The 23,501-nt window shown below is 63.4% G+C and carries 22 protein-coding genes and 1 tRNA gene; 10 read left to right on the forward strand and 13 right to left on the reverse strand.

The window, feature by feature from the left end; translation table 11 throughout:
• Positions 1-55: 55 nt before the first annotated feature.
• The 10 genes from dusB to hflX all read left to right on the forward strand — a co-directional run bounded on the left by dusB (position 56) and on the right by hflX (position 11,562).
• Positions 56-1,039, forward strand: coding sequence for a tRNA dihydrouridine synthase DusB (dusB, locus tag CR492_RS16645; RefSeq protein WP_102844856.1), 984 nt, complete (start codon positions 56-58; stop codon positions 1,037-1,039).
• Entirely contained in the window at positions 1,039-2,184 is a 1,146-nt protein-coding gene (locus CR492_RS16650) for a two-component system sensor histidine kinase NtrB (RefSeq protein WP_102844857.1), read from the forward strand. The genes dusB and CR492_RS16650 overlap by 1 nt, the downstream gene beginning before the upstream one ends.
• A gap of 106 nt (positions 2,185-2,290) precedes the next feature.
• Positions 2,291-3,766: a nitrogen regulation protein NR(I) gene (gene ntrC, locus CR492_RS16655; RefSeq protein ID WP_102844858.1), complete on the forward strand. Its 1,476-nt coding sequence runs from the start codon at positions 2,291-2,293 to the stop codon at positions 3,764-3,766.
• 164 nt (positions 3,767-3,930) lie between these two features.
• Positions 3,931-6,198, forward strand: a complete 2,268-nt coding sequence (locus CR492_RS16660) for a sensor histidine kinase NtrY-like (protein ID WP_102844859.1) — start codon at positions 3,931-3,933, stop codon at positions 6,196-6,198.
• Positions 6,199-6,208: 10 nt separating this feature from the next.
• Entirely contained in the window at positions 6,209-7,576 is a 1,368-nt protein-coding gene (locus tag CR492_RS16665; protein WP_102844860.1) for a sigma-54-dependent transcriptional regulator, read from the forward strand.
• A 12-nt stretch (positions 7,577-7,588) separates the two neighbouring features.
• Positions 7,589-8,158 carry a chromate transporter gene (locus CR492_RS16670; protein WP_102844861.1) on the forward strand — a complete coding sequence of 190 codons (570 nt, stop codon included), beginning with the start codon at positions 7,589-7,591 and terminating at the stop codon, positions 8,156-8,158.
• A gap of 8 nt (positions 8,159-8,166) precedes the next feature.
• On the forward strand, positions 8,167-8,706 hold the full coding sequence (locus tag CR492_RS16675; protein ID WP_102844880.1) for a chromate transporter: 540 nt from the start codon (positions 8,167-8,169) through the stop codon (positions 8,704-8,706).
• A gap of 16 nt (positions 8,707-8,722) precedes the next feature.
• The gene (locus CR492_RS16680) at positions 8,723-9,583 is read left to right on the forward strand and encodes a D-amino-acid transaminase (RefSeq protein WP_102844862.1); all 861 of its coding nucleotides are present in this window, start codon (positions 8,723-8,725) and stop codon (positions 9,581-9,583) included.
• 213 nt (positions 9,584-9,796) lie between these two features.
• Positions 9,797-10,048, forward strand: a complete 252-nt coding sequence (gene hfq, locus CR492_RS16685) for an RNA chaperone Hfq (RefSeq protein ID WP_102844863.1) — start codon at positions 9,797-9,799, stop codon at positions 10,046-10,048.
• A gap of 110 nt (positions 10,049-10,158) precedes the next feature.
• On the forward strand, positions 10,159-11,562 hold the full coding sequence (hflX, locus tag CR492_RS16690; RefSeq protein ID WP_102844864.1) for a GTPase HflX: 1,404 nt from the start codon (positions 10,159-10,161) through the stop codon (positions 11,560-11,562).
• On the opposite strand, the gene mazG is transcribed toward hflX, so the two are convergent.
• The 13 genes from mazG to CR492_RS16755 form a co-directional block, all read right to left on the reverse strand.
• Entirely contained in the window at positions 11,535-12,413 is an 879-nt protein-coding gene (mazG, locus tag CR492_RS16695) for a nucleoside triphosphate pyrophosphohydrolase (RefSeq protein WP_102844865.1), read from the reverse strand. The two genes, hflX and mazG, sit on opposite strands and share 28 nt — an antisense overlap.
• 104 nt (positions 12,414-12,517) lie before the next feature.
• Positions 12,518-13,168: a cold-shock protein gene (locus CR492_RS16700; RefSeq protein ID WP_102844866.1), complete on the reverse strand. Its 651-nt coding sequence runs from the start codon at positions 13,166-13,168 to the stop codon at positions 12,518-12,520.
• A 364-nt stretch (positions 13,169-13,532) separates the two neighbouring features.
• Positions 13,533-14,330, reverse strand: a complete 798-nt coding sequence (locus CR492_RS16705; protein ID WP_102844867.1) for an MBL fold metallo-hydrolase — start codon at positions 14,328-14,330, stop codon at positions 13,533-13,535.
• A complete protein-coding gene (locus tag CR492_RS16710; protein ID WP_102844868.1) occupies positions 14,327-15,130 on the reverse strand; it encodes a TatD family hydrolase in 804 nt (267 codons plus the stop codon). The genes CR492_RS16705 and CR492_RS16710 overlap by 4 nt, the downstream gene beginning before the upstream one ends.
• A 19-nt stretch (positions 15,131-15,149) precedes the next feature.
• Positions 15,150-16,709, reverse strand: a complete 1,560-nt coding sequence (gene metG / locus CR492_RS16715) for a methionine--tRNA ligase (RefSeq protein WP_102844881.1) — start codon at positions 16,707-16,709, stop codon at positions 15,150-15,152.
• Between the two features lie 96 nt (positions 16,710-16,805).
• On the reverse strand, positions 16,806-17,897 hold the full coding sequence (locus CR492_RS16720; RefSeq protein WP_102844869.1) for a DNA polymerase III subunit delta': 1,092 nt from the start codon (positions 17,895-17,897) through the stop codon (positions 16,806-16,808).
• Positions 17,887-18,588: a dTMP kinase gene (tmk, locus tag CR492_RS16725; protein WP_102844870.1), complete on the reverse strand. Its 702-nt coding sequence runs from the start codon at positions 18,586-18,588 to the stop codon at positions 17,887-17,889. Before tmk ends, CR492_RS16720 begins: the two co-directional genes overlap by 11 nt.
• Positions 18,572-19,795 (reverse strand): D-alanyl-D-alanine carboxypeptidase family protein, encoded by a 1,224-nt coding sequence (locus tag CR492_RS16730; RefSeq protein ID WP_102844871.1) that lies wholly within the window; start codon positions 19,793-19,795, stop codon positions 18,572-18,574. Before CR492_RS16730 ends, tmk begins: the two co-directional genes overlap by 17 nt.
• Positions 19,796-19,960: 165 nt before the next feature.
• Positions 19,961-20,869 (reverse strand): septal ring lytic transglycosylase RlpA family protein, encoded by a 909-nt coding sequence (locus CR492_RS16735; RefSeq protein WP_245412137.1) that lies wholly within the window; start codon positions 20,867-20,869, stop codon positions 19,961-19,963.
• Between the two features lie 485 nt (positions 20,870-21,354).
• Positions 21,355-21,780 (reverse strand): very short patch repair endonuclease, encoded by a 426-nt coding sequence (locus CR492_RS16740; RefSeq protein WP_102844872.1) that lies wholly within the window; start codon positions 21,778-21,780, stop codon positions 21,355-21,357.
• A complete protein-coding gene (locus tag CR492_RS16745) occupies positions 21,777-22,928 on the reverse strand; it encodes a DNA cytosine methyltransferase (RefSeq protein WP_102844873.1) in 1,152 nt (383 codons plus the stop codon). The genes CR492_RS16740 and CR492_RS16745 overlap by 4 nt, the downstream gene beginning before the upstream one ends.
• Before the next feature lie 42 nt (positions 22,929-22,970).
• Positions 22,971-23,047, reverse strand: a tRNA-Arg gene (locus tag CR492_RS16750).
• 88 nt (positions 23,048-23,135) lie between these two features.
• A complete protein-coding gene (locus CR492_RS16755) occupies positions 23,136-23,441 on the reverse strand; it encodes an ETC complex I subunit (RefSeq protein WP_102844874.1) in 306 nt (101 codons plus the stop codon).
• Positions 23,442-23,501 lie beyond the last annotated feature (60 nt).

Raw genomic sequence — 23,501 nt, forward strand, 5'->3', positions numbered from 1 at the left:
TATAGGCATGAGCGCTACTGCTGATAAATTAGGCACGACTGGGAGAGGCGCTATATTGCGAATTGGATCTGTCGCCGTTTCCGGATGCGCTTTTCTCGCTCCGATGTCCGGTGTGACAGACATTGCGATGCGTCGCATCGCCCAACGCTTTGGCGCATCGCTTGTTTTTACCGAGATGGTGGCGGCGGAAGCCTACGCGAAAGGCGACGCCGAGAACCGGCTGAAGGCGGAAGGGCGCGGCGTTGATCCTCATGTCGTGCAAATCGCCGGCTGCGACCCACAGTCAATGGCTCGCGCCGCGCGTATCGCCGCCGACTCCGGCGCCGCAATCCTTGACATCAATATGGGCTGTCCCGCGAAGAAAGTGATCAACGGCTATTCCGGCTCGCATCTGATGCGCGATCTGCCGCTCGCGCTGGATCTGATCCGCGCCACCGTTCGCGCGGTCGACATTCCCGTGACGCTCAAGATGCGCCTTGGCTGGGACGAAGCCTCGATCAATGCGGCTGAACTCGGCCGTCTCGCCGAAGCTGAGGGGATCGCCATGCTGACGGTTCACGGCCGTACGCGCAGTCAATTCTATAATGGCAAGGCAGACTGGCGCGCGATCCGCGCCGTCAAGGAGGCGGTCTCGGTTCCAGTCGTCGCCAATGGCGATTGCGCCAGCCTCGCCGACGCGGCGCGCATGATGGATGTGTCCGGCGCCGATGCGGTGATGATCGGACGTGCGGCGATCGGCCAGCCCTGGCTCGTCGGCATGATCGCCGAACGCCTCGCCACGGGCGTGGCCGGCGCGGAGCCGTCGCCAGCGGAAAAAAGCGAAGCGGCGCAGGAACATTACGAGGGCGTGCTGCGGCTGTTCGGGCGCGAACAGGGAATGCGTCACGCCCGAAAACATCTTGCAGCCTATGCCGAGCGGTCCGGATCGCCCGCCGCGGATGCTCTGCGCGCAAGGCTGGTGACCGCGAACGATCCCGAAACGGTGCGATCCATTCTGGGCGAGATATTCGATTTTCCCTTACGCGCGGAGGCGGCATGATGGCGGTGCTATTGGCTCCTCGTTCCCATGAGGCCGCGGCGCGCCCAACGGCGCTCGATCCGGCCAGGATGCTTGACGCCTTGCCGCATCCGGTGCTGGCTGTCGCCCCCGATGGAGCCGTCACCGACGCCAATGTCGCTGCCGAAACCTTCTTCGCGATGAGCCGAGAGGCGATGCGGCAGCATCGCCTGAACCAGCTGGTAGCGTGCGGCTCGCCGCTGCTGCAATTCGTTCAACAGGTCAATGAAAGCGGAGCCGCCTTCAACAGCTACCGGATCGATCTGACGCTGGCGCGCGGCGGCGCCGAACTGCTCGTCGACATTTTCGTCGCGCCGCTGCCGGAAAGCCAGGACGGCGTCGTCGTCATGCTGCAGGAGCGCTCGGTCACCGAAAAAATGGAGCGCCAACTGACGCATCGGGGCGGCGCGCGCTCCGTCGCCGCCATGGCGTCGATGCTCGCGCATGAAATCAAGAACCCGCTGTCGGGCATCAGAGGCGCGGCGCAACTGCTTGAGACCGAGGCCAATGATTCCGACAGGGCGCTGACCCGCCTGATCTGCGAAGAGACCGACCGGATCGTCAAACTTGTCGATCGCATGAGCGCCTTCTCGGATGGACGGCCCATCGAACGCGAAAGCGTCAATATCCACGCGATCCTCGACCATGTGAAGAAAGTGGCGCAGGCGGGCTTCGCGCGGCACATCCGCTTTCACGAAAATTACGATCCCTCGCTGCCGCTTGTTTTCGGCAACAGGGATCAGCTCGTGCAGCTGTTCCTCAACCTCGTCAAGAACGCGGCCGAGGCCATCGAGGTTGGAAAGGACGGCGATATCGAGCTTTCGACGGCGTTCCGCCCCGGCGTGCGCATGCAGATCCCGGGCGAGAAAGCCCCCGTCAGCCTGCCGCTCGAATGCTGCGTCCGGGACAATGGCCAGGGCGTGCCGGCGGACGTCATGCCTTACCTGTTCGATCCCTTCATCACGACCAAGGCTAGCGGAAGTGGCCTTGGTCTTGCATTGGTTGCGAAGATTATCGGGGACCACGGCGGCGTGATCGAATGTGAGTCCGCGATGCGGCGCACTACTTTCCGGGTTCTCATGCCGATGTATTCGCCTCCCGCGCAGGCGGATGGGGCGGACGCCTGAGAACGGATCGACTCGACGCAAGTCCCGAGAAGCTCAAAAGCGCGCAGCGACAGGGTTGCGGCGCTGGCGCTTATCCGCTTTCGCGCCTGAACAAAAGGCTAACGCAATGGCGACCGGAAATATCCTGATTGCAGACGACGACACGGCGATACGCACCGTGCTCAGTCAGGCTCTCTCGCGTGCTGGCTATGACGTACGCGCCACAGGCACGGCGGCGACGCTCTGGCGCTGGGTCCAGTCGGGCGACGGCGACCTCGTCATTACCGACGTCGTCATGCCGGATGAAAACGCCTTCGAGCTTCTGCCGAAGATGAAGAAGCTGCGGCCGGAACTGCCAATCATCGTGATGAGCGCGCAGAACACCTTCATGACCGCGATCAAGGCGTCCGAGCGCGGCGCCTATGATTATCTGCCAAAGCCGTTCGATCTGCGTGAATTGGTGTCGATCGTCGGTCGCGCGATGAGCGAGCCGAAGAACCGCGTCAAGGTCGAGCGCAATGAAGAACTCGAGGGCATGCCCCTCGTTGGGCGCTCGCCGGCGATGCAGGAAATCTACCGCTCGCTGGCGCGGCTGATGCAGACCGACCTCACTGTGATGATCAGCGGCGAATCGGGCACCGGCAAGGAGTTGGTCGCGCGCGCCCTGCATGACTATGGCAAGCGCAAGAAGGGCCCCTTCGTCGCGATCAATATGGCGGCCATCCCGCGCGATCTTATCGAAAGCGAATTGTTCGGGCATGAGAAAGGCGCCTTTACCGGCGCCAATCAGCGCTCGGCGGGCCGCTTCGAACAGGCCGAAGGCGGGACGCTGTTCCTCGATGAGATCGGCGACATGCCGATGGAGGCGCAGACGCGGCTGTTGCGCGTGCTGCAGCAGAGCGAATATACGACCGTTGGCGGCCGCATGCCGATCAAGACCAACGTGCGGATCATCGCCGCGACCAACAAGGATCTCGCCGTCCTGATCCAGCAGGGCCTGTTCCGCGAGGATCTGTTTTTCCGCCTGAACGTCGTGCCGCTGCGCCTGCCGCCCTTGCGCGAGCGCGTCGAGGATATTGGCGACCTCGCCCAGCATTTCTTCGCGCAGGCGGCCAGCGAAGGCCTGCCGCTGAAACATATCGAGCCCGAAGCGCTCGACCGCATGAAGCGCTACCGCTGGCCGGGCAATATCCGCGAGCTTGAAAATCTGACGCGAAGGCTCGCTGCGCTCTATCCGCAGGAGGCTGTGACCGGCCAGCTTATCGATATTGAGCTTGCCAGCAACGGTCCCTCACTGGCGCAGGGGCACGCCGCGTCCGTGGCGGGCGTTCGGCAGCACGATCAGTCGGACCGCGGCCCAGGCCTTGCCGCCGCCATGGAGCGCCACCTCGCCGAGCTGTTCCGCGGTCATGGCGACAGCCTGCCGCCGCCCGGCCTCTATCATCGCATCCTGCGCGAACTGGAATATCCGCTGATTTCGGCGGCGCTGGCGGCGACGCGGGGCAATCAGATCAAGGCCGCCGAGCTTTTGGGGCTCAATCGCAATACGCTGCGCAAAAAAGTGCGCGATCTCGACATTCGCTTGATGCGCTCGCCGCGCTGATCGATTCGCGCAGTCTGTCTGAAATGCGCAAAATTCGCTGCTCATTGCGGCGACTTGCCCGCGGTCGCGCCTCGTGGCCGCGGAAATGTCGCAATCGCGCAACACCGTGGCATAATGGCAACTTCCTTTTCGATGGATTTCTGCCTCGGCCCGGCTGATAGAAGATGCGCGACAGGTTGGAAGCACCAAAGATTCAGGGCGCATCGCGCAGCCAGCGGCGCTTTACCGTCCGCTATGGACCAGCTGTCGTCATACTGGTCCTGCTGATTGCGCTCGGCAGCTTCCTCGTCTTCGCCGGCTTCACGCCGATCCCCCCGAGCGACGCGGTCCTGCTTGGCCTCCTCATCGCCAATGTGGTTGGCATCTTCGTCGTTCTTTGCTTCATCCTGATCGAAGCCTATTCGTTGTTCCGCGCGCGCCGCGCCGGGGTCGCCGGCGCGCAGCTCCATATCCAGATCGTCGCGCTCTTCTCGATCGTCGCGGCGGCGCCGGCGCTGCTGATGGCCTGGGTCGGCTCGGTCACGCTCGAGCGGAGCCTCAATCCCGGCTTCATGCATGATGGGCGAGCCTTCGTTCAGACGACGATCGACGCGGCGCGGCTGTTTCGTGAAGCGCAATGCAAATCGCTGCTGCAGGAAGCACGGCTGACCGCCTCGGACCTTGATCGCGCCAAGCTGATGTTCGAGGTCGACAGGCCGCTATTTCGTGAATTCTTCACCTCCCGCACGCGCTTTCTCGGCTTCACCGCCGCAGCGCTCATGAAGCCGGACGCATCGATCATCGAAAAGATCGATACGGGAGCTGCGGTCGGGACGACCATCGTCCGCCCCGAGCCGGCGGATTTCGACGACGCCAAGAAAAACGAGCCGCTCTGTCTCATCCTTGATGAGGGGAGAACCTTCGCGGCGGTCCGGGCGATGATTTCCTTTGAGAATACCTTTCTCTACGTGGCGCGTCCGGTCGACCCCTTCACAGTGGAGTTCCCGCGGCAAGCGGCGCGTCTCGTGACGCTTTACGACGCCTTCGACAGCCACAGACGCAGCATCCAGATCGCCTTTGCGACGATGTTCATTCTGATCGCATTGATCATGTTGTTGTCGGCGACGTGGCTTGGGCTCTCTTTTGCCAATCGTCTCGTCGCGCCGATCCGGCGCCTCATCGCCGCGACCGATCAGGTCTCGTCCGGCAATCTCAATGTGCAGGTCGCAGTGCGCAAATCGGAAGGCGATCTCGCCCATCTCGGCGAGACCTTCAACAAGATGACTTCCGAACTGCGTCTGCAGCAGAACCGCCTGATAGCGGCGAGCAGCCTCATCGATGAGCGCCGGCTGTTCACCGAGGCGGTCCTTTCCGGCGTTCCCGTCGCGGTCGTCAGCGTCGGCTCGAAAGGCGAGATCACAGTGCTAAACCCCTCGGCGGCGCGACTCGTGCAGCCGGACGGGGAGGGCGTTAAATCGATCCTTGGCCAGCCGCTCGACAGCGTCCTGCCCGAGATCCGGGAGGTCTTTGCCGAAGCGCGCGCCGGCCAGTCGCGCATGGCGCCGGCCGAGATCTCGATCGTGCGCGGCGGGCTGGAGCGACTGTTCAGCGTCTCCATCACCACCGTGCCGACCGGCCGCGGCGGCAGGAGCTATATCGTCACGCTCGACGACATCACCGATCTCGTCGGCGCGCAGCGTACCGCCGCCTGGGCCGACGTCGCCCGCCGCATCGCCCATGAAATTCGCAATCCGCTGACGCCGATCCAGCTTTCGGCCGAGCGGCTCAAGCGCAAATATGGGCGGCTCATCACGCAGGACCGGGACATCTTCGATCAATGCACCGATACGATCATTCGCCAGGTCGACGACATTAAACGCATGGTCGACGAGTTTTCCTCCTTCGCCCGAATGCCGAAGCCGCGCGTTGAAAACAATGATCTTGGCGAATGCGTGCGCCGCGTCCTGTTCCTGATGCGAGTCGCCCATCCGAACATCGTCTTCGAGGACAGCCTGCCCGAGGAGCCTCTGCATGGCCGCTTCGACCGGCGGCTTCTGTCACAAGCCTTGACCAACATCGTAAAGAACGCGACTGAAGGCATTGAGACCGAAGTGGCGTCGAGCGGACCATTCGAAGGCCATATCGGCGTCGCGCTTTCCGCCTCGGAGGACATGGTGGTTATCGACGTCGTCGATAATGGGAAGGGGTTCCCGAAAGACAACCGGCAGCGGCTGCTTGAGCCCTATATGACGACGCGAGCCGAAGGCACCGGACTTGGGCTCCCGATCGTCGCCAAGATCCTTGCCGACCATGGCGGCGGACTTGAATTACGCGACGCGCCGAAAGGGCGGGGCGCATGGGTCCGCCTGTTCTTCCCGCTCGACCACGCGACGCCGGAACCGGCGGACGCTTCAGCAGAAGTTGCGCCCGCAACGGCAACTCAAGACTCGTGAAGGAAATGTCATGGCGAGCGACATCCTCATCGTTGACGACGAGGCCGACATCCGGGAAATCGTGTCCGGGATCCTTTCGGATGAAGGCCATGGAACGCGCGTCGCCAAAAACTCCGACGAGGCGCTGGCCGCCGTCGAAGCGCGCCGGCCGGGCCTCGTCTTTCTCGACATCTGGCTGCAGGGCTCGAAGCTCGACGGTCTGCAAATTCTCAAGATTATCAAGGAGCAGCATCCGATGCTGCCCGTTGTGATGATTTCGGGTCATGGCAACATCGAGACGGCGGTCCAGGCGATCAAGCTCGGCGCTTATGATTTCATCGAAAAACCGTTTAAGGCGGATCGGTTGGTGCTCGTCGCCGAGCGCGCGCTCGAAGCCTCGCGGCTGAAGCGCGAGGTCAGCGATCTGCGCGTGCGCGCCGGCGCGGTCAATAAAATCATCGGCCGCTCGACCGCGATCAATCAGTTGCGTCAGACTATCGACCGTCTCGCCCCGGCCAATTCGCGTATTCTCATCACCGGCGCGCCAGGATCCGGCAAGGAGCTTGCGGCGCGCTCCATTCACGAACATTCGGCCCGCGCGAACGGCCCTTTCATCGTCATCAACGCGGCGACGATCGCGCCCGACACGATGGAAATCGAACTCTTCGGCGTCGAAGGGAGGGACGGCGCGCAGCGCAAGATCGGCGCGCTCGAGGAAGCCCATGGCGGCACCCTTTATCTCGACGAGATTGCCGACATGCCAAGGGAGACGCAGGGCAAGATCCTGCGCGTTCTCGTCGAGCAGAATTTTCAGCGGGTCGGCGGCGGAACACGCGTTCATGTCGACGTGCGCATCATCTCATCGAGCGCTCGCGACCTCGCCGCGCTGATCGAGGAGGGCTCCTTCCGGGAGGATCTGTTCCACCGTCTGGCAGTGGTGCCGGTGCGCGTGCCCTCGCTGTCGGAGCGACGCGAGGACATTACCGACCTGATCGCCTTTTTTATGGACCAGGTGTCGACGACGACCGGCATGCCGAAACGGCTCATCGCCGACGACGCCATGGCCGTGCTGCAATCGCATGACTGGCCGGGCAACATTCGGCAATTGCGCAATAATGTCGAACGGCTGATGATTCTGTCTGCCGGCGACCCTGACGCCGCGATCACCGCCGATCTCCTGCCGTCCGAGATCGGCGCGCTGGTGCCTTCGACGCCGAATGGCGCCGGCGGCGAAAGACTGATGAGCCTTCCGCTGCGCGACGCGCGCGAGGTGTTCGAGAGGGAATATCTCGTGGCTCAGATCAACCGCTTCGGCGGCAATATCTCCCGCACGGCCGAATTCATCGGCATGGAGCGTTCGGCGCTCCACAGGAAACTGAAATCATTGCGGGTCGATTAGCGCGCGCGAGACATGACCACGATTGACGCAAGGGATCATGGGCGTCCTCCGGCCCGGCGCGAACTTTTCATGGCGTTTTTCAAGATTGGCGTCTGTGGCTTCGGCGGCGTCGCCGGCTGGGTTCGGCCAATCCTCGTCGAGGAGCGGGACTGGCTGAGCGATCGCGAATTCGCCGAATTGCATGGCGCCGCCAGCGTGATTCCGGGCGCGAATACCGTCAATCTCGCGGTGATGCTGGGCGATCGCTTTCAGGGACCGGCCGGCTCGATCGCCGCACTCTGCGGCCTGCTGCTCGCCCCGCTCGCCATTCTGATTGCGCTCGCATCGCTGTTCGAACACTTCGGCGACCTCGCCGCCGTCAAGGGCGCGCTCTCGGGGGCCGCCGCGGCGACGGCCGGACTGGTCGTCGGCAACGCCTATAAGCTGCTTCGCGCGCTGAAAAGCGACATTCTCGCCCTGGCGGTCGCCGGAGCGACCTTCGCCAGCGCCGGCCTGCTGCATCTCTCCTTGCTGACGACGCTGCTGCTGGTCGTTCCGGGCAGCCTCGCCCTGTTCGCCGCCGCCCGCCGCCGGCGTCGATGAGCGCGTCTGTGACTGTCTCTCTTGGCCAGATAGCCGCAGCGTTTTTGAGCCTCTCGCTCGGAGCCATCGGCGGCGCCAACGCCACCCTGCCGGAACTGCATCGCCAGATGGTCACGGTCCTTCACCTTATGGACGATCAGACCTTCGCGAGCCTTGTGGCGCTGGCGCAGGCCGCGCCAGGTCCCAATGTCATTGTCATGAGCCTGATGGGCTGGCATGTCGCGGGGCCATCCGGCCTCGCCGTTGCGACGCTTTCGATGATTGGTCCCTCATCCGCGCTGGCTTTTGCGAGCGAGCGCGCGCTGCGGCGCTATTCCGCCAGCGGAGCGGTCGCGATCCTCAAGAAATCGCTGGCGCCGATCGCGGTCGGGCTGATGGGAGCGAGCGGGCTCGTGCTGGCGCGGGCGGCCGATCGCGGCGTCTTGACGCTGGCGCTGACAGGCGGCATGTCCCTGCTATGCGGATTGACCCGGGTTAATCCACTATATGGCATCGCGGGCGGAGCCTGCGCGGGGCTCGCCGGCGCTCTGTTCGGCTTCCCCCTATGACCGTCGCGGAGCGCCTGTGAGCAGAATAACCTATGTCAACGGAGCCTATGTCGCGAGCCGCGACGCGGTCGTTTCAGTCGAGGATCGCGGCTATCAGTTTGGCGACGGCGTCTATGAGGTATGCGAAATCTTCGGCGGCGCCCTGATCGACGAGGCGCGCCATCTTGACCGGCTGGGGCGCTCGCTCAAGGAATTGCGCATCGAAGCGCCCGTCAATCCCGGGGCGCTGAAGGTGATCCTACGGGAGATCCGCACGCGAAACAGGCTGTCGGACGGATATCTCTACATCCAGGTGACGCGAGGGGTGGCCAAACGCGACCATGTTTTTCCTGATCCCCCTGTCAGAGCCAGCCTTGTCGTCTCGGCCAAGGCGATTGCCCCCGAAAAGGGCGAGGCTGCCGCGCGCAGGGGCGTCAATGTTGCGACCATGCCCGATCTGCGGTGGAAGCGCGTCGATATCAAATCCATCGGCCTGTTGGCGAATGTGTTGGCGCGCCAGGACGCCAAGGAGCAGGGCGCCTATGAGGCGTGGCTTGTCGATTCCGACGGCATGATCAGCGAGGGCGCCGCCTCGAACGCCTGGATCGTCGATCGATCGGGAGCGATTGTCACCCGCCAGCTGGACCATTCGATTCTGCGCGGCGTCACGCGGACAACCTTGTTCGACATCATCGCCGCCGAGGGGCTGCGGCTGGAGGAGCGCAAGTTCAGCCTCAAGGAGGCGCTCGCGGCGCAGGAGGCGTTCATCACGGGCGCGACCACTCTCGTCATGCCCGTCGTCGCCATTGACGGCGTGAAGATCGGCGACGGCGCGCCGGGACCGCTGGCCCGCAAGCTGCGCGCGCTGTTCCACCTTGCCGCCGCGCATTCAAACTGATCAAATCGAGACTTAATCGCTGATCGTACCGGCGGCGTGGCGTCTTGCGTCAAGCCGGCGCTCGGCCGATCGAGAAAGAGCGATTGCAAAGGAAGTCGGCAAAAGCTCTAATGTAACTGGGCGACCCGCTTCCCCATGGGACCAGACCGAGACGCGATCGCGCCCCACCCAGAAACGAACCGCGCCCCAACGCGCCAAAAAAGGAATCGCAAGATGGCAGCTGAAAGGCCACAGAATTTGCAGGACACTTTTCTCAATTTTGTTCGAAAAAACAAAGTTCCTTTGACAATTTTTCTGGTCAACGGCGTGAAATTGCAGGGCGTCGTGACGTGGTTTGACAATTTTTGCGTTCTGCTTCGCCGCGACGGCCATTCGCAACTTGTCTATAAGCACGCGATTTCGACGATCATGCCGGGCCAGCCGATTCAGATGTTCGAATCAGGCGAGGACACCGCCGCATCGTGACGCGGGCCGATCGGGGCGTCCGACAATTCTTCCGCTCGCCCCTCACGAAAATCTGATCTCCGCCCTATATCAGCTACGGCGGTTTTCGCCGACCTAACACGCAGGATTTGATGCTGGATAAAAGACCGGGAGTCGACGAAAAGAGCCAAGGCTCCAACAAGACGCGGGCGCTCGTCGTCGGACCCTATCCCAACGAAAAATCTCATGCAAAAACGGGCTCGTCCGGGGGCATTGCGGCCAGATCGCCCGAGGCGCGAATGGATGAGGCGGCCGGCCTTGCGGCGGCGATCGACCTCGACATCGTCGGCGCGATGATCGTCATGCTGGCCAATGTTCGCCCCGCGACTTTTATCGGCAAGGGCAAGGCGCAGGAGATCGCGGATCTCGCGCGGGCCGAAGACATCGATCTCGTGATCATGGACTGCGCGCTGTCGCCCATTCAGCAGCGCAATCTGGAAAAAGCCTTTTCGGCCAAGGTGATCGATCGGACCGGCCTGATCCTTGAAATCTTTGGCCAGCGCGCGCGCACTAGCGAAGGGGCGCTGCAGGTCGAACTGGCTCATCTTGCCTATCAGAAATCACGTCTGGTGCGATCCTGGACCCACCTTGAACGCCAGCGCGGCGGCTTCGGCTTTCTCGGCGGCCCCGGCGAGACACAGATCGAAACCGATCGCAGGCTTATTCAGGAGCGCATGACCCGTATCGAGCAGGACCTCGAAAAGGTAAAGCGCACGCGCGGCCTGCATCGCAAAAGCCGCCGTGACGTTCCCTATCCAGTGGTCGCCCTTGTTGGCTACACCAACGCGGGAAAATCGACGCTTTTCAACCGGATGACACACGCCGACGTCTTCGCCGAAAATATGCTGTTTGCGACGCTCGACCCGACTCTGCGCGCCGTCTCGCTTGGCTCTGGCGCCAAGATCATTTTGTCGGACACGGTCGGATTCATTTCGGACCTACCGCTGATGCTCGTTTCCGCCTTTCGCGCGACGCTCGAAGAGGTTTTGGAGGCGGACCTCATTCTGCATGTGCGCGACATCGCCCATGAAGACGCCGACGCCCAACGGACCGACGTCGAGACGATCCTGCGCGATCTTGGCGTCGATCCGGACGATCATCGCCGCATCCTTGAGGTCTGGAACAAGGCCGACCTGCTCGATGAGGGCGCGCACGACGCAGCGCGCAACGCCGCAAAGCGGAGAGCCGGCCGCGATGGGGCTGAGCCGGTCATCGTTTCGGCGTTGACGGGGCAGGGGCTGGATGAACTTCGCGCGCAGATCGAGGCGCGTCTGGCGATGGATCGTCTGACCTTCGAGATTGAACTTCAGCCCGAAAATGGCGAAGGGCTGCATTGGCTTTACGAGAATGCCGAAGTCCTGCGCCGAAGCGCGGGAGCCGACGGAACGTTGCATATGAAAGTCAGGGTCGGCCCGGAACGCGCCGAATCGATACGCCGACGTTTCATCCCGATGGGGGATAGCGCTGCTCAGGTGGAGGCCGGATCCGCGTCCTGAACCGAAGCGGCTGAATTCACCGTCTCCGGCGCGCGTTCGAGAGCCTTGGCGTCGTTCCAGAGCGCGTCCATTTCAGCGAGCGTCGCTTGCCCAAGTGGGATCTTTCGCCGTTCAAGCTCCTGCTCAATGTGACGGAAGCGCCGCGCGAATTTCATATTGGCGCGACGCACGGCGCTTTCGGGATCGGCCTTGACGTGGCGCGCCAGATTGGCGACCGCAAACAACAGATCGCCGATTTCGTCAGCGATGGCTTCAGGCTCGCCGCTTTCGAGGGCTGCTTCGACCTCCTCGGTCTCTTCGCGAATCTTGTCGAGCACGAGGCGGGCGTCATTCCAGTCGAACCCAACTTCTGAGGCCTTCGCCTGCAGCTTTACGGCCCGGGTAAGGCCGGGCAGGGCCAGCGGCGCCCCATCGAGATAGCTCACCGGCTCCAGACGTGCGGGCGTGTCTGGCATTGCAGCCAGCTTCGCCACTTTTTCCTCGGCCTTGATCCGCGACCAAAGCTTGCCGATCTCCTCGGGCGGGAGATCGCGCGCGTTTGCAAAGACATGAGGATGGCGGCGGATCATCTTCGCCGTGATCGCCTCGACCACGCCGCCGAAATCGAACGCGCCGAGCTCCTCGGCGATGCGGGCGTGAAAAGCGACCTGAAGCAGCAAATCGCCGAGCTCGTCCTTGAGGTCGGGCAGATCGCGCCGGCTGATGGCGTCGGCGACTTCATAGGCCTCTTCGATCGTATAGGGCGCGATGGTCTCGAAGCTCTGGGCGAGGTCCCAGGCGCAGCCGGAGCCGGGCGTCCGCAGCGCCGCCATGATTTCGAGGAGACGCCGGATGTCGGTGGAAGGCTGCATATCAGCGGGGCCGACCGGAATTGCCGCCGTTGGCGGAGCCGCAGGGCAATGCCCGGCGCGCGCTGCGCGCCGGGAGGGTTTCAATAAATCGATCCGAAGAAGCTCTATTCGAGCGAAATCGACAGCGCTTCACGGCCCTTTGGCGTATCGACGACCCGCATGCTGACCGGCTGGCCTTCCGCCAGATTCTGCACGCCCGACGGCCCGAGAATGGAGATATGGACGAATACGTCCTTACCGCCGTCATTCGACTGCACGAAGCCGAAGCCTTTGTTGTCGTCGAACCATTTAACCGTGCCGGTGACCGAGATCGCCGTCGATGGATCGGGGGCGCGGCGGGCAGGGCGCGGCGAATCGCTAAAACGCGGCTGCTGCGGCGCCCGTTCGGCGGCGCCGGCGGTGTCCACTTCGAGCACCCGCGTGACCTGCGCACCCTTCATGCCATTGCTGACATTGACCTTGAGCTTTGCGCCCGGAGGCACGGTTTCATATCCGGCCGCCTGAAGGGCGCCGATATGCAGGAACGCGTCGCCCGTTCCGTTTCCGAGTTCGACGAAGCCGAAGCCCTTGTCGCCCTTGAACCATTTGACGACCGCGTCAATGCTGGGCCCGGAGGTCGGCATGGGCATCTCAGGCGCTCCGCCGAAGCCGCCGCCGCGGGGCGACCGGCTCTGCCGCGGGGGGTCGTAGGGGGACGGCCCATCATCGTCGAAACCACGCTTCTTGGGTCCCCGGAAATCTCTGCCTTTGCTCATGTCAATGCCTATTCGTCTCAGCCTGCGCCGCCGCTTTTTCCTGAACCACGGGACAGCCGACACGCACCAAAAAGCCGGCCGCCAGAGGCGCCAGCTTGAGATCATCACCTATGAAATTCTTTAGGAATGCCCGACGCCCCGTGTCTTCTAAAATATATCAACAGACGCTTCGCTTGGCTACCCTTATCGGAACGAAAAAAGTACGCAGGGAAGAAGCTTTTGAAAGGCCCGAAGGCCGCCATCATGATTCGCATAATCTATATTATGGAACATCAATAAAGATATATGGCTGGCAATGGGTTGCAACAATATCCGGATACCACGCTGTCGCCGGTTCGACCGGACCGAAGATCCACGCCTTCGATCAGGCGATGATCCGCATGCCGTCATAGGCTGGCTCCACATGAGGCGGAAGCTCCGCCGCCAGCCGAGCGAAATCAAGATCGGTATGGAGATTGGTCAGGATGGCCCGTTTCGGCTTCAATTTCGCGATCCAGTCCAATGTCTCGCTCAAGCTGAAGTGGCTCGGATGGCGCGTGTAGCGCAAGGCGTCGACGATCCATAGATCGAGGCCTTCGAGGTGGACGAGGCTTTCGGCGGGAATTCCATTGAGGTCAGGCGAATAGGCAATGTCGCCGAAGCGAAAACCGAGCGCGTCGATCTCGCCATGTTCGAGCCTGAACGGCGTCGCCCGCAGCGGACCGCCTGGGCCGGCGATGCTGACCGGAGCGCCCGGCACGAGGCGATGTTCGGTTAGAAGCGGCGGGTATTGGCTGCCCGGCGGGGTGGCGAAAATATAGTTGAAATTGGAGCGCACGACCGCTGCGGTCGCCTCATCCATGTGAATATCGATCTTGCGCCGCGCCGAAATGACCAGCGGCCGGACGTCGTCAATGCCATGCGTGTGGTCGGCATGGGCGTGAGTCATCAAGACGCCGTCGAGCCGCGTGGCGCCGAGGTCGAGCAATTGTTCGCGCAGATCCGGCGATGTGTCGATGAGAACGGCCGTCGTGCCGCCGTCCGGGCCGGTCTGCTCGACGAAAATGGAGCAGCGGCGGCGGCGATTGCGCGGGTTTTGCGGATCGCAGGCGCCCCACCCCTGTGCGACGCGCGGCACGCCGCCAGAGGAGCCGCAGCCGAGAATCGTGATCGCAAGGCTCATTCGGCCGCGACTTGCGTCACCACGGGGGGTGGCATTTTGCTGAAAAGGCGAAGCGCATTGGCGCTCGTCTCCGCGGCGAGCGTCGCGGCGGAGACGCCCTTGACTTCGGCCAGCGCGCGCGCAGTCGCTGCGACGAAGGCGGGTTCGTTGCGTTTGCCGCGGTGAGGGACCGGGGCGAGAAACGGCGCGTCCGTTTCGACGAGAAGTCGGTCCAGCGGCACCATCGCCGCAATATCCCGCAGCTCTAGCGACTTCTTGAAGGTGACGATGCCCGAAAAAGAGATCGAAAGGCCGAGCGAAAGGCCGGTCCGCGCCAGCATCATGGACGATGTGAAGCAATGGAGAATGGCCTTGAACGGCCCCTTCCCCATCTCGTCCTCGAGTATCCGCGCCATATCGGCGTCGGCGTCGCGGCTGTGTATGACGAGCGGCAGACCGGTCAGCCGCGCCGCCGCGATATGGCTGCGGAACACGCGTTCGGCCTTCTCGCGCGGCGCGCTATCATAGTGATAGTCGAGGCCGGCTTCGCCGATGCCGACGCATTTCGGGTGCGCCGCCAGCGCAATGAGCCGGTCGAGCTCGGGCTCCGCGGCGGCGCCGACATGTTCTGGATGCTCGCCGATTGTGCAGAAAACATCCGGGTACGCCTCGGCGAGCGCGCTAATCTCATCGAACCGCTCGATCCGCGTCGAGATGGTGACCATGCGCGCGACGCCCGCCTCGCGGGCGCGCTGAATCACAGCGTCGCGCTCGGCGGCGAAATCAGGAAAATCCAGATGGCAATGGCTGTCGATCAGCATCACGCGCCCATGGGAAAGATCAAGCCGGCGCTGGCGCGTCGTCCGCCTCGACGTAGCGCGGGAAAACCGGCGTCGGCGCCGGCAGTGGCCCGGACGCCGCGCGCTGGGCAAAGTTTTCCGCATCCGCAAAAACGCGGGCGTCGCCAGCGACGCCAAGACTGTCGAGAAGCCTCTCCATCGAGGCAGGCATGAAAGGCTGCGTCATAATCGCGATTATACGCAAAACCTCGACCGTGACATAGAGCACGCTCTCCATGCGCGCCGGATCGGTCTTGCGCTTCACCCAGGGCTCTTCCGCCGCAAAATAGCGGTTGGCCTCGCCGACAACGCGCCAGATCTCGGCGAGGATCTGATGCAGCGCATAGTCGCGCATATGACCGCGCGCTTTCTGCGGCAGCGCCCGCGCCTGAAACAGAAGCGCCTCGTCGGTTTCATTCAGCGTCGGCGACGCCGGCAATACGCCGCCGCAGTTCTTGGCGAGCATGGACAGCGAGCGCTGCGCCAGATTGCCTAGATCATTGGCGAGATCGGCGTTTGTGCGATTGACGATCGCCTCATGCGAATAATTGCCGTCCTGCCCGAACGGCACTTCGCGCAGCAGAAAATAGCGGAACGGATCGACGCCATATTCCTTCGCGAGCGCGAAGGGGTCGATCACATTGCCGACCGACTTCGACATTTTCTCGCCGCGGTTGAACAAAAATCCATGCGTGACGATCTGCTTTGGAAGCGGAAGCCCGGCGGACATGAGGAACGCCGGCCAGTACACCGCATGGAAACGGGTGATATCCTTGCCGATCACATGTGCGTCGGCCGGCCAGAATTTCGCGCGGGGCGAGGCGGGGTCGGGAAAACCGGTCCCCGTGATGTAATTGGTGAGCGCGTCGACCCAGACATACATGACATGTTTCGGATCGCCCGGCACGGGAACGCCCCAGTCGAAGGTCGAACGACTGATCGACAGATCGGTCAGGCCGCGCTCAACGAAAGCGACGACTTCATTGCGATATTTCTCCGGCGTCACGAAATCGGGGCGATCGCGATAGAGCGCAAGAAGCCGCTCCTGATAGGCCGAAAGCTTGAAATAATAGCTCTCTTCCTCGACCCATTCGACCGGCGCGCCGGTCGGCGCCAGCTTTGATCCGCCCGGCCCGTCCGTTAGTTCCGATTCATCGAAAAAGGCTTCGTCGCGCACGGAATACCAGCCGGGATATTTCGACAGATAAATATCGCCCGACGCCTGCATCCTGTTCCAGATTTCTTGCGAGGCCGCGTGATGGCGCGCCTCGGTCGTGCGCACGATATCGTCGGCGGCGGCGTTCAAAAGCTCGCCCATCGCGTAAAATTGCGCCGCCGTGCGATCCGCCAGCTGTTGCGGGCTTAAATTCTCTCGTGCGGCGGTCTGCTGCATTTTTTGGCCATGTTCGTCCATGCCGGTGACGAACAGGGTCTCGTAACCATCCAGCCGTTTGAAGCGGGCGATAGCGTCGGTCGCGATCCGCTCATAGGCGTGCCCGATATGCGGGGCGCCATTGGCATAGGGAATCGCGGTCGTGATGTAGAAAGTCGGGGCGGACATTTGGCGATCTCGGCGCGGCGGCGATTTGAGGGTTCGGGGACGGACCTGGCGTTGCGCGACGGCCGCGTCCACCCAATCGCGCCGCGCCTCCCGAATTCAGGCCGCAGCCGCGCGTGCGGCCGCGGCAAGATCGGCGAAGAGGGCGAGAACAAATGGCCGCTTGTCGAGATTGAGCGCTTCGGTTTGCTGCGCCGCGTCGGTCACTTTTTCCCATACCTCGGCATAGGGCGCAAGCGCGCTCGGACTTGCGCGCGCATCCCCCGCCCCCCTGCTGACCCTCGCCTCCAGCCAGTCGTAAACGGCGGCAAGCAGGGCGTCATAATCGTCGGCTTTTTCGCGGGGAGCCACCTCTTCGGCGAGCGCATGGGCGGCCCGCCAATCGACTCGCGGCAGGTCGCCGAGCATCCGCTTCAGCCTGGCGTCAAGTTCAAGGCCGCGTCCGTTCAAAAGGCGCAAGGCGCCATGCAGCGATCCGCGCGCGCCCGCGACGACTTCCTGGAGTTGCGACTCTGCGACTTTCGCCCACGGGGGCCCCAGCGTCGCGACGACTCGGGCGATCTCATTATCCTCCAGCGGTTTCAAGATCAGCTTGCGGCAGCGCGAGCGGATCGTCGCCAGCACGCGGCCCGGGCGATGCGCGACGATGATGAAAACGCAACGCGGCGGCGGCTCCTCGATGAGCTTTAGCAGCGCATTGGCGCCCGAGGCGTTGAGATCCTCAGCGCTGTCGACAATCGCGACGCGATAGCCCTGCCCCCCGGCCGCCTGATGGAACATATGGATGGCGCGGCGCACATCGTCGACCCGGATCTCCGTCGCCAGCTTTTTTGTCTTTTCATTCCATTCGCGGCGCAGAACGAAGAGATCCGGGTGAGCCAGCGCGATCGCCTGCCGCGCGGCGGGATGCTCATGCGCCGTGGCGAGATCTGGCGCTTTGGCGGCGGCGGCAGGATCGGGATTGACGAGAAGAAACCGTGCAAGCCGCCACGCCAGCGTCGCCTTGCCGACGCCGGCGGGGCCTCCGATCAGGATAGCCTGCGGCAACTGACCCGCTGCGCAGGCGCGCAAAAGTTCCGCCTCCGCTTCCGTATGGCCGATGAAAGCGGAGGCGGCGCGCGGGTGAGGCGCGTCCTCGAAGCGATCGGATTCCGCAACGGGGTCGTGATCCGCCGGCGCTTTAGGAGCCATGCGCGCAGTCGAGCTCCCGCTCCTTGAGGAAGCGGTGCGATACTGCCGCCCAGATCGCTGCAGCGACCTCCGCCTCGGCAGCGCTGGCGTCGATGATGACGCAGCGCTCCGGATTGTCGGCGGCAATCTTCAGGAATGCGGCCCGGATCGCCTCGTGAAAGCGAAGATCCTCGCCCTCGAAGCGATCGGCGCTTTCCGCGACTTTTCGGCGGGCGGCGGCGCGGCGCAGCCCCTCCTCTGGCGGAAGGTCGAGAATCAAGGTGAGGTCCGGCTGCAGATCGCCAAGGGCCGCGCGCTCCAGCGCATTGATGAGGCGGATGTCGAGCGCGCCAGCGCCGCCCTGATAGGCGCGCGTCGAATCGGCGAAGCGGTCGGACACGACCCAGCTTCCCGCTGCAAGAGCCGGCTCGATCAGGGCGTCGATGTGGTCGATCCGGGCCGCCGCGAAAACGATCGCCTCGGCGGCGGGGCCGAGCGGCTTGACGACCCCCGACAAGAGCACCTTGCGGAGGATTTCCGCGCCCTCGGAGCCGCCGGGCTCGCGTGTTGCGACAGCCTCAATCCCTTCTTCCCGCAAGCGCCGCAGCAAATGGCCGATCTGCGTCGATTTGCCGACGCCTTCGCCGCCTTCACATGTGATCAGCCTGCCCCGCCGCGAGAGCGACAGCCCCGGTTCATTGAGTTGCGACATATTTGCTGTCGATCTTGCTGCCCACATATTTGCGGAACAGGCCCCCGACATATTCAAGCCCTGCCCCCATAGCCCGGCGCGGCAGTGAGCCGACCTCGACTGCCTCTTGCGTTTTCAGCGGCAGATCGAGCACCTCGACCGAGCCGCGAAAGATTTTCAGCCGCGCCACTTCCTTGCCCGCTTCGACCGGCGCGATCAGCGGGCCATTATAAACGATCCGGCCGGTAAATTTCTCGCCGCCGACGCGCGGCACGAGCGCCTTGACCTCCCGGCCGGCAATAAGCGGCGCCTCGAAGCTGGCGCCGCCATAGACCTTGGCGTAGCCGATGGTCTCCTCGGCGCTGAACAGCGATTTCGAGCTGAAGGAGCGGAATGCCCAGAGGAACAGTTTGCGCGCCTCCTCGGCGCGCTCCTTGGCGCTCGCCGCGCCATAAAGCGCGAGGATCAGCCTCTGGCCGTTCTGCACGGCCGAGCCCACGAGGCCGAAGCCGCTGGCGTCGATATTGCCGGTCTTGAGGCCGTCGGCGCCGATATCCATCGTCAAGAGCGGGTTACGGTTGGTCTGGCGGATCTTGTTCCAGGTGAACTCCTTCTCGCCGAAATATTTGTAATAATCGGGATAGGTCGCGATCAAATGCGCGGCGAGAACTGTCATCTCGCGCGGCGTGACCTTCTGCTCCGGATCATCCTTGCCCCAGGGATTGGTGAAAACCGATCGGGTCAGGCCGAGTTCGTGGCCACGTTTCATCATCAAGCCGGCGAAGCCGGACTCGGACCCGGCGACTCCTTCCGCAAGCGCGATGGCGGCGTCGTTGCCAGAATCGATTACAAGGCCGCGGATCAGATCCTCGACGCGCACGCGGCTGTTCAGCGCGGCGAACATGCTGGAAGCGCGCGCGGGCGCCCCGCCGGTGCGCCAGGCGTGCTCGCTGATCGTAAATTCGTCGTCGAGCTTGATGCGGCCTTGGGCGAGTTCGCCAAAAACGACGTCTGCGGTCATGACCTTGACCGTCGAGGCGGGCGTGACCGGGGCGTCGGCGTCCTTCTCGAACAGCACGCTCCCAGTCTCGACATCGATCAATATGGCGTGCGGAACGCTTGTCTGGATGGTTTGCGCCGACGCTGGCTCCAAGCCAAAACAAGGCCCGGCAAGGATAGCGAGGGCTATGAGCCTGATAATGCGAAGCGGGGGCAACCGAACGATCACTTAAATGCTTCCCCGCGCGCAACCGAGCCTTCGAGACACGAGCCGGCCCAGGCTACACGCCCCTCGTGACAAACGCACTCTCAATGTGGCGCCGTGCATGGTGGCGATCAAGGCGAGTCTTGCGCGTTCGCGGGGCCTTCCACGCGTTGGGAACAGCTGAGCGCGCTAATCCGCCTGCTTCGCGCGCATTGCGACATTGACGCGGCCCGACGCCACGCCAAGGGCCGACGGGCGCGCCGGCGGCAAAGGCGCGGCGGCGAACTGCCGGCTGAGGCGCGGCGGCCCGGCATCTTCCTCAAGGGAGGATTCGCCGGACGCCGTCGCGGCGGCGCTTTGCTGCGGGCGGGCGATGGGGAGCGGTTGCGTCGCAGCAGGGCGGCCTGGGAGATCATCGCCAGCAGAGGCCCGCAAAACCGAGGGATCGAGGGATGCGGCGCGCGTCGGCAGGTCGGTGGCGTCGGCGACCATGGTCGGCGCGGCGTCATCAAGACTGGCCGGACCATCGAGGCGCAAGGTCGCGAGAAGCCTTTCATCGTCGGAGCCGGAAAGGCTCGCGGCGGCGAGATATTCAACCTTGACCTTGGCCGTTCCTATATGGCGAAATTCGAGCGCGTCGGCCGTGCGGCGCGACACGTCCATGATGCGATTGGCTTCGAAGGGGCCGCGATCGTTGACGCGGACCACGATTGAGCGATGGTTGCGCAGGTTTGTTACGCGCGCATAGCAGGGCAGCGGCATGGTGGGATGGGCGGCTGAAATCGCCTGACTGTCATAGACCTCGCCATTGGCGGTGCGCCGTCCGTGGAAGGCGTCGCCATACCATGAGGCGAGTCCGACGGCGGAGTATCGCTTTTCGCTGGGATAATAGGTGCGGCCGGCGATCGTGTAGGGCTTGCCGACCATATAGGCCCCGCCGCCGCGCGGCACAGGTTCGCCGTCCGCAACGACGCGCGCGCTCGCCGGACCATATTTCGAAGAGGGAAAATATTCCTTGGAATGAGCCGCGACGCGTTGCAGCTGCGGTTGCTGCGCGCAGCCGCCAAGACTGACGGCGCCGCCGCCGACAACCGCCATAAGCAGCGCTCCGCGCGGCGCGCGCGAGAGGCGGGAGGCAATGTTGGCGCGAGATGAAAACTGCGCGCATCGGGCGAGGGCTCGGGATGAGATATACAGAAGCCGTCTCGCCAGCAGCATGCGCCTATCCTGTCGTTTCCCTGCCCCCCACGGTCGGACGGGCTAACATCTGCTCAAAGTTTCGAATGCGAGCTTTGCATTCGAGCTATTGCCGAAGCTTTAACGGCGACAGCTTGTTGCTACACTATGCATGAGCGGTTGGGGAAGCCGACCGGAATTTCGTTAAAACGGCCTCGAACGGCCTGAAAATGGGGTTGGTTAAGAGTATATTTATCCCTTTCCTTCAATATCTTATGCAATCCTGCCACAGGTCCGCACATTCGCGCCAAGAGGCCCAAACGGCGCAAATGTTAAGAGATCAAAAGCTTCCGCATGGTAAATGGCGCGGCTTGCGGCGCGCCGACGCGGTTGAACTGCCGGAGCAACTACAGGAATGCTTCGAGCCTTGCGCGCAAGCCTATCAAATCCTTCGTCTCGCATTCAAAGATCGTCAGCACGTCCCAGCCCTGCGCCATGAGCTCCTCCCGGGTCCTGGCGTCGCGGCTGCGATTGCGGGCGATCTTCGCGGACCAATAGGAGGCATTGGTTTTCGGCATGCGGGCGCCGCGTTTGCAGTCATGGCCATGCCAGAAGCAGCCGTCGACGAAAATCGCCTTGCGGCGGGAGGCGAAGACAAGATCGGGACAGCCCGGCAGGTTTTTGCGGTGCAGGCGGAAGCGAAATCCGAGACGATGCGCGAGCGACCGGACGATCATTTCCGGCCTTGTGTTCGTCGATTTCACTGCGCGCATGATGGCGCTGCGCTCGACGCTGACGGGCCCTTCGGAAATCGGCAAGGACCCTGCCCTCATTCAGCCGCTTCCGCAGGCTGCGCCTGATGCGCCAAAATCGGCTCGAGAATATGCTGCGCAATATGACGGACGACAGGAACCGCCAAACCGTCGCCCGTCAGATGATAGGCGTCATTATAGTTCTGCGGCAGGATGTAGGAATCAGGCAGCCCCATCAGCCTTGCCGTCTCGCGCGCGGTGATCAGCCGCGATCTGACGCGCTGCTTTTCGACCACAAGAATGAACTGCCGGCTCGATCCGCCCGATGGCGTCCGCAGGCATCCGGCGAGTCCGTCGAACCTTGCCTCGGCGCGCTGGCGCCGCATGCCATCGCCCTCGCGGCGCGTCCGGCGATAGACGCAGCCGACGATGCGCGCGCCGCCCTCAGCCGCAATCCGCGCAGCCGTAAGTCTTTGACGGTTTGTCTCGTTCATTAGCGCCAACAGATCATCGGTTTCGGCCGCGCTGCGCCAGAGGACGTCGCTGTCATCTTCGAGAATATCCGCAAGGCGCGCCGTCCGGGGCGCCGGCTCGGGCATGCTCCACCAGATGAACGCGCGCTGCAACGAAGGCGGCAGCGCGGCGTGGCCCTGACGCACGGCGGCGGGATGCCACGCGGACGGATCGATGGCGGCGACGCCTTTCGGCAGGGGAAGATTTTCGCGAACGCCGATGACGAAGAGGCGCGGCCGCGATTGCGGCGTGAACAGCACGGCGTCGACGATCATGGCGCCGAAGGCGTAGCCGGCGCGGCCGAGGCAAGCGCATAGCGCGGCAAAATCGGCGCCTCCATGCGAGGTCAGCGCGCCCTTCACATTTTCGAGGACGATGAGGTCCGGCGCGCGGCCCTCCCGCGCGAGCTGCTCGATCAGCCTCCAGAACGGGTAGAAAGATCCGCTCCGGGCGCCCCCGAGGCCTGCGCGCGCTCCCGCAAGCGAAAGGTCCTGACAGGGAAAAGACGCCCAGGCGAGATTGACGCGCGGCGCTTTGATGTCGGTCGGCTGAAGCGCCCCGACATCCGCCTCAGAAAGATCGTCGGCGCCCCAATTGGCCCGATAGGATGCGCATTTTCGCGCATCGAAATCATTGGCGAATCGGCAATTCCAGTTTGCGCCGAGTCCCGCGCGCGCCATTCCCCCGCCTGCGAAGAACTCAAGGAAATCCGGCACCCCTGCTCTCCCCGGACCTTCGTACGATAACAATCGCAGCGATGGCGACCCCGGCAGGATTCGAACCTGCGACCTGCCGCTTAGAAGGCGGCTGCTCTATCCAACTGAGCTACGGAGTCTTACGCCGCCGCAGGCGCTAGCGGTCAATTCATTATCTCGTGGAAGACGGCGCCGACCGATCGAACGCCTGCACAAGCCCTGCCCGGCTCAATGAGTCCATTGTCCGATCCGCGTCGAGCGGAAATTATCCGAATAGGACAGGATTTTGCGCGGATGCGGCTTCGGCTCCTCGACGCGGTAAAGGATGCCATGCTTTTGCGCATAGGCGATGGCCTCGTCCTTGTCGCCGAAGCGCAGACGGACCTGACTCTGCATATCGCTCGAACTGGTCCAGCCCATGAGCGGATCGATCTCGCGCGGCGAGGCGGGCTCGAATTCCAGAAGCCATAATTTGGTCCGGGCGCTGCCTGACTGGGTCGCTGTCTTCGAAGGCTGATAGATGCGTGCAGTCATGGGGCGTTCCGATGCCGTCGTGATGATCGCGCCGGGGGGGGGGGGGGGGGCCGAAACGGG

The sequence above is a fragment of the Methylocella silvestris genome, from assembly GCF_002891535.1.
In the GTDB taxonomy this organism is placed as follows: Bacteria; Pseudomonadota; Alphaproteobacteria; order Rhizobiales; family Beijerinckiaceae; genus Methylocapsa; species Methylocapsa silvestris_A.

Bases quoted from the DNA above. Each gene is read 5' to 3' on its own strand.
- hflX (WP_102844864.1), top strand. From the start codon at position 10,159: ATGCTGGATAAAAGACCGGGAGTCGACGAAAAGAGCCAAGGCTCCAAC.
- CR492_RS16660 (WP_102844859.1), top strand. From the start codon at position 3,931: ATGCGCGACAGGTTGGAAGCACCAAAGATTCAGGGCGCATCGCGCAGC.
- mazG (WP_102844865.1), bottom strand. From the start codon at position 12,413: ATGCAGCCTTCCACCGACATCCGGCGTCTCCTCGAAATCATGGCGGCG.
- hfq (WP_102844863.1), top strand. From the start codon at position 9,797: ATGGCAGCTGAAAGGCCACAGAATTTGCAGGACACTTTTCTCAATTTT.
- CR492_RS16710 (WP_102844868.1), bottom strand. From the start codon at position 15,130: ATGCTGATCGACAGCCATTGCCATCTGGATTTTCCTGATTTCGCCGCC.
- metG (WP_102844881.1), bottom strand. From the start codon at position 16,709: ATGTCCGCCCCGACTTTCTACATCACGACCGCGATTCCCTATGCCAAT.
- ntrC (WP_102844858.1), top strand. From the start codon at position 2,291: ATGGCGACCGGAAATATCCTGATTGCAGACGACGACACGGCGATACGC.
- CR492_RS16670 (WP_102844861.1), top strand. From the start codon at position 7,589: ATGACCACGATTGACGCAAGGGATCATGGGCGTCCTCCGGCCCGGCGC.
- CR492_RS16720 (WP_102844869.1), bottom strand. From the start codon at position 17,897: ATGGCTCCTAAAGCGCCGGCGGATCACGACCCCGTTGCGGAATCCGAT.
- CR492_RS16665 (WP_102844860.1), top strand. From the start codon at position 6,209: ATGGCGAGCGACATCCTCATCGTTGACGACGAGGCCGACATCCGGGAA.
- CR492_RS16650 (WP_102844857.1), top strand. From the start codon at position 1,039: ATGGCGGTGCTATTGGCTCCTCGTTCCCATGAGGCCGCGGCGCGCCCA.
- CR492_RS16735 (WP_245412137.1), bottom strand. From the start codon at position 20,869: ATGGCGGTTGTCGGCGGCGGCGCCGTCAGTCTTGGCGGCTGCGCGCAG.
- CR492_RS16740 (WP_102844872.1), bottom strand. From the start codon at position 21,780: ATGAGGGCAGGGTCCTTGCCGATTTCCGAAGGGCCCGTCAGCGTCGAG.
- CR492_RS16755 (WP_102844874.1), bottom strand. From the start codon at position 23,441: ATGACTGCACGCATCTATCAGCCTTCGAAGACAGCGACCCAGTCAGGC.
- tmk (WP_102844870.1), bottom strand. From the start codon at position 18,588: ATGTCGCAACTCAATGAACCGGGGCTGTCGCTCTCGCGGCGGGGCAGG.
- CR492_RS16700 (WP_102844866.1), bottom strand. From the start codon at position 13,168: ATGAGCAAAGGCAGAGATTTCCGGGGACCCAAGAAGCGTGGTTTCGAC.
- CR492_RS16705 (WP_102844867.1), bottom strand. From the start codon at position 14,330: ATGAGCCTTGCGATCACGATTCTCGGCTGCGGCTCCTCTGGCGGCGTG.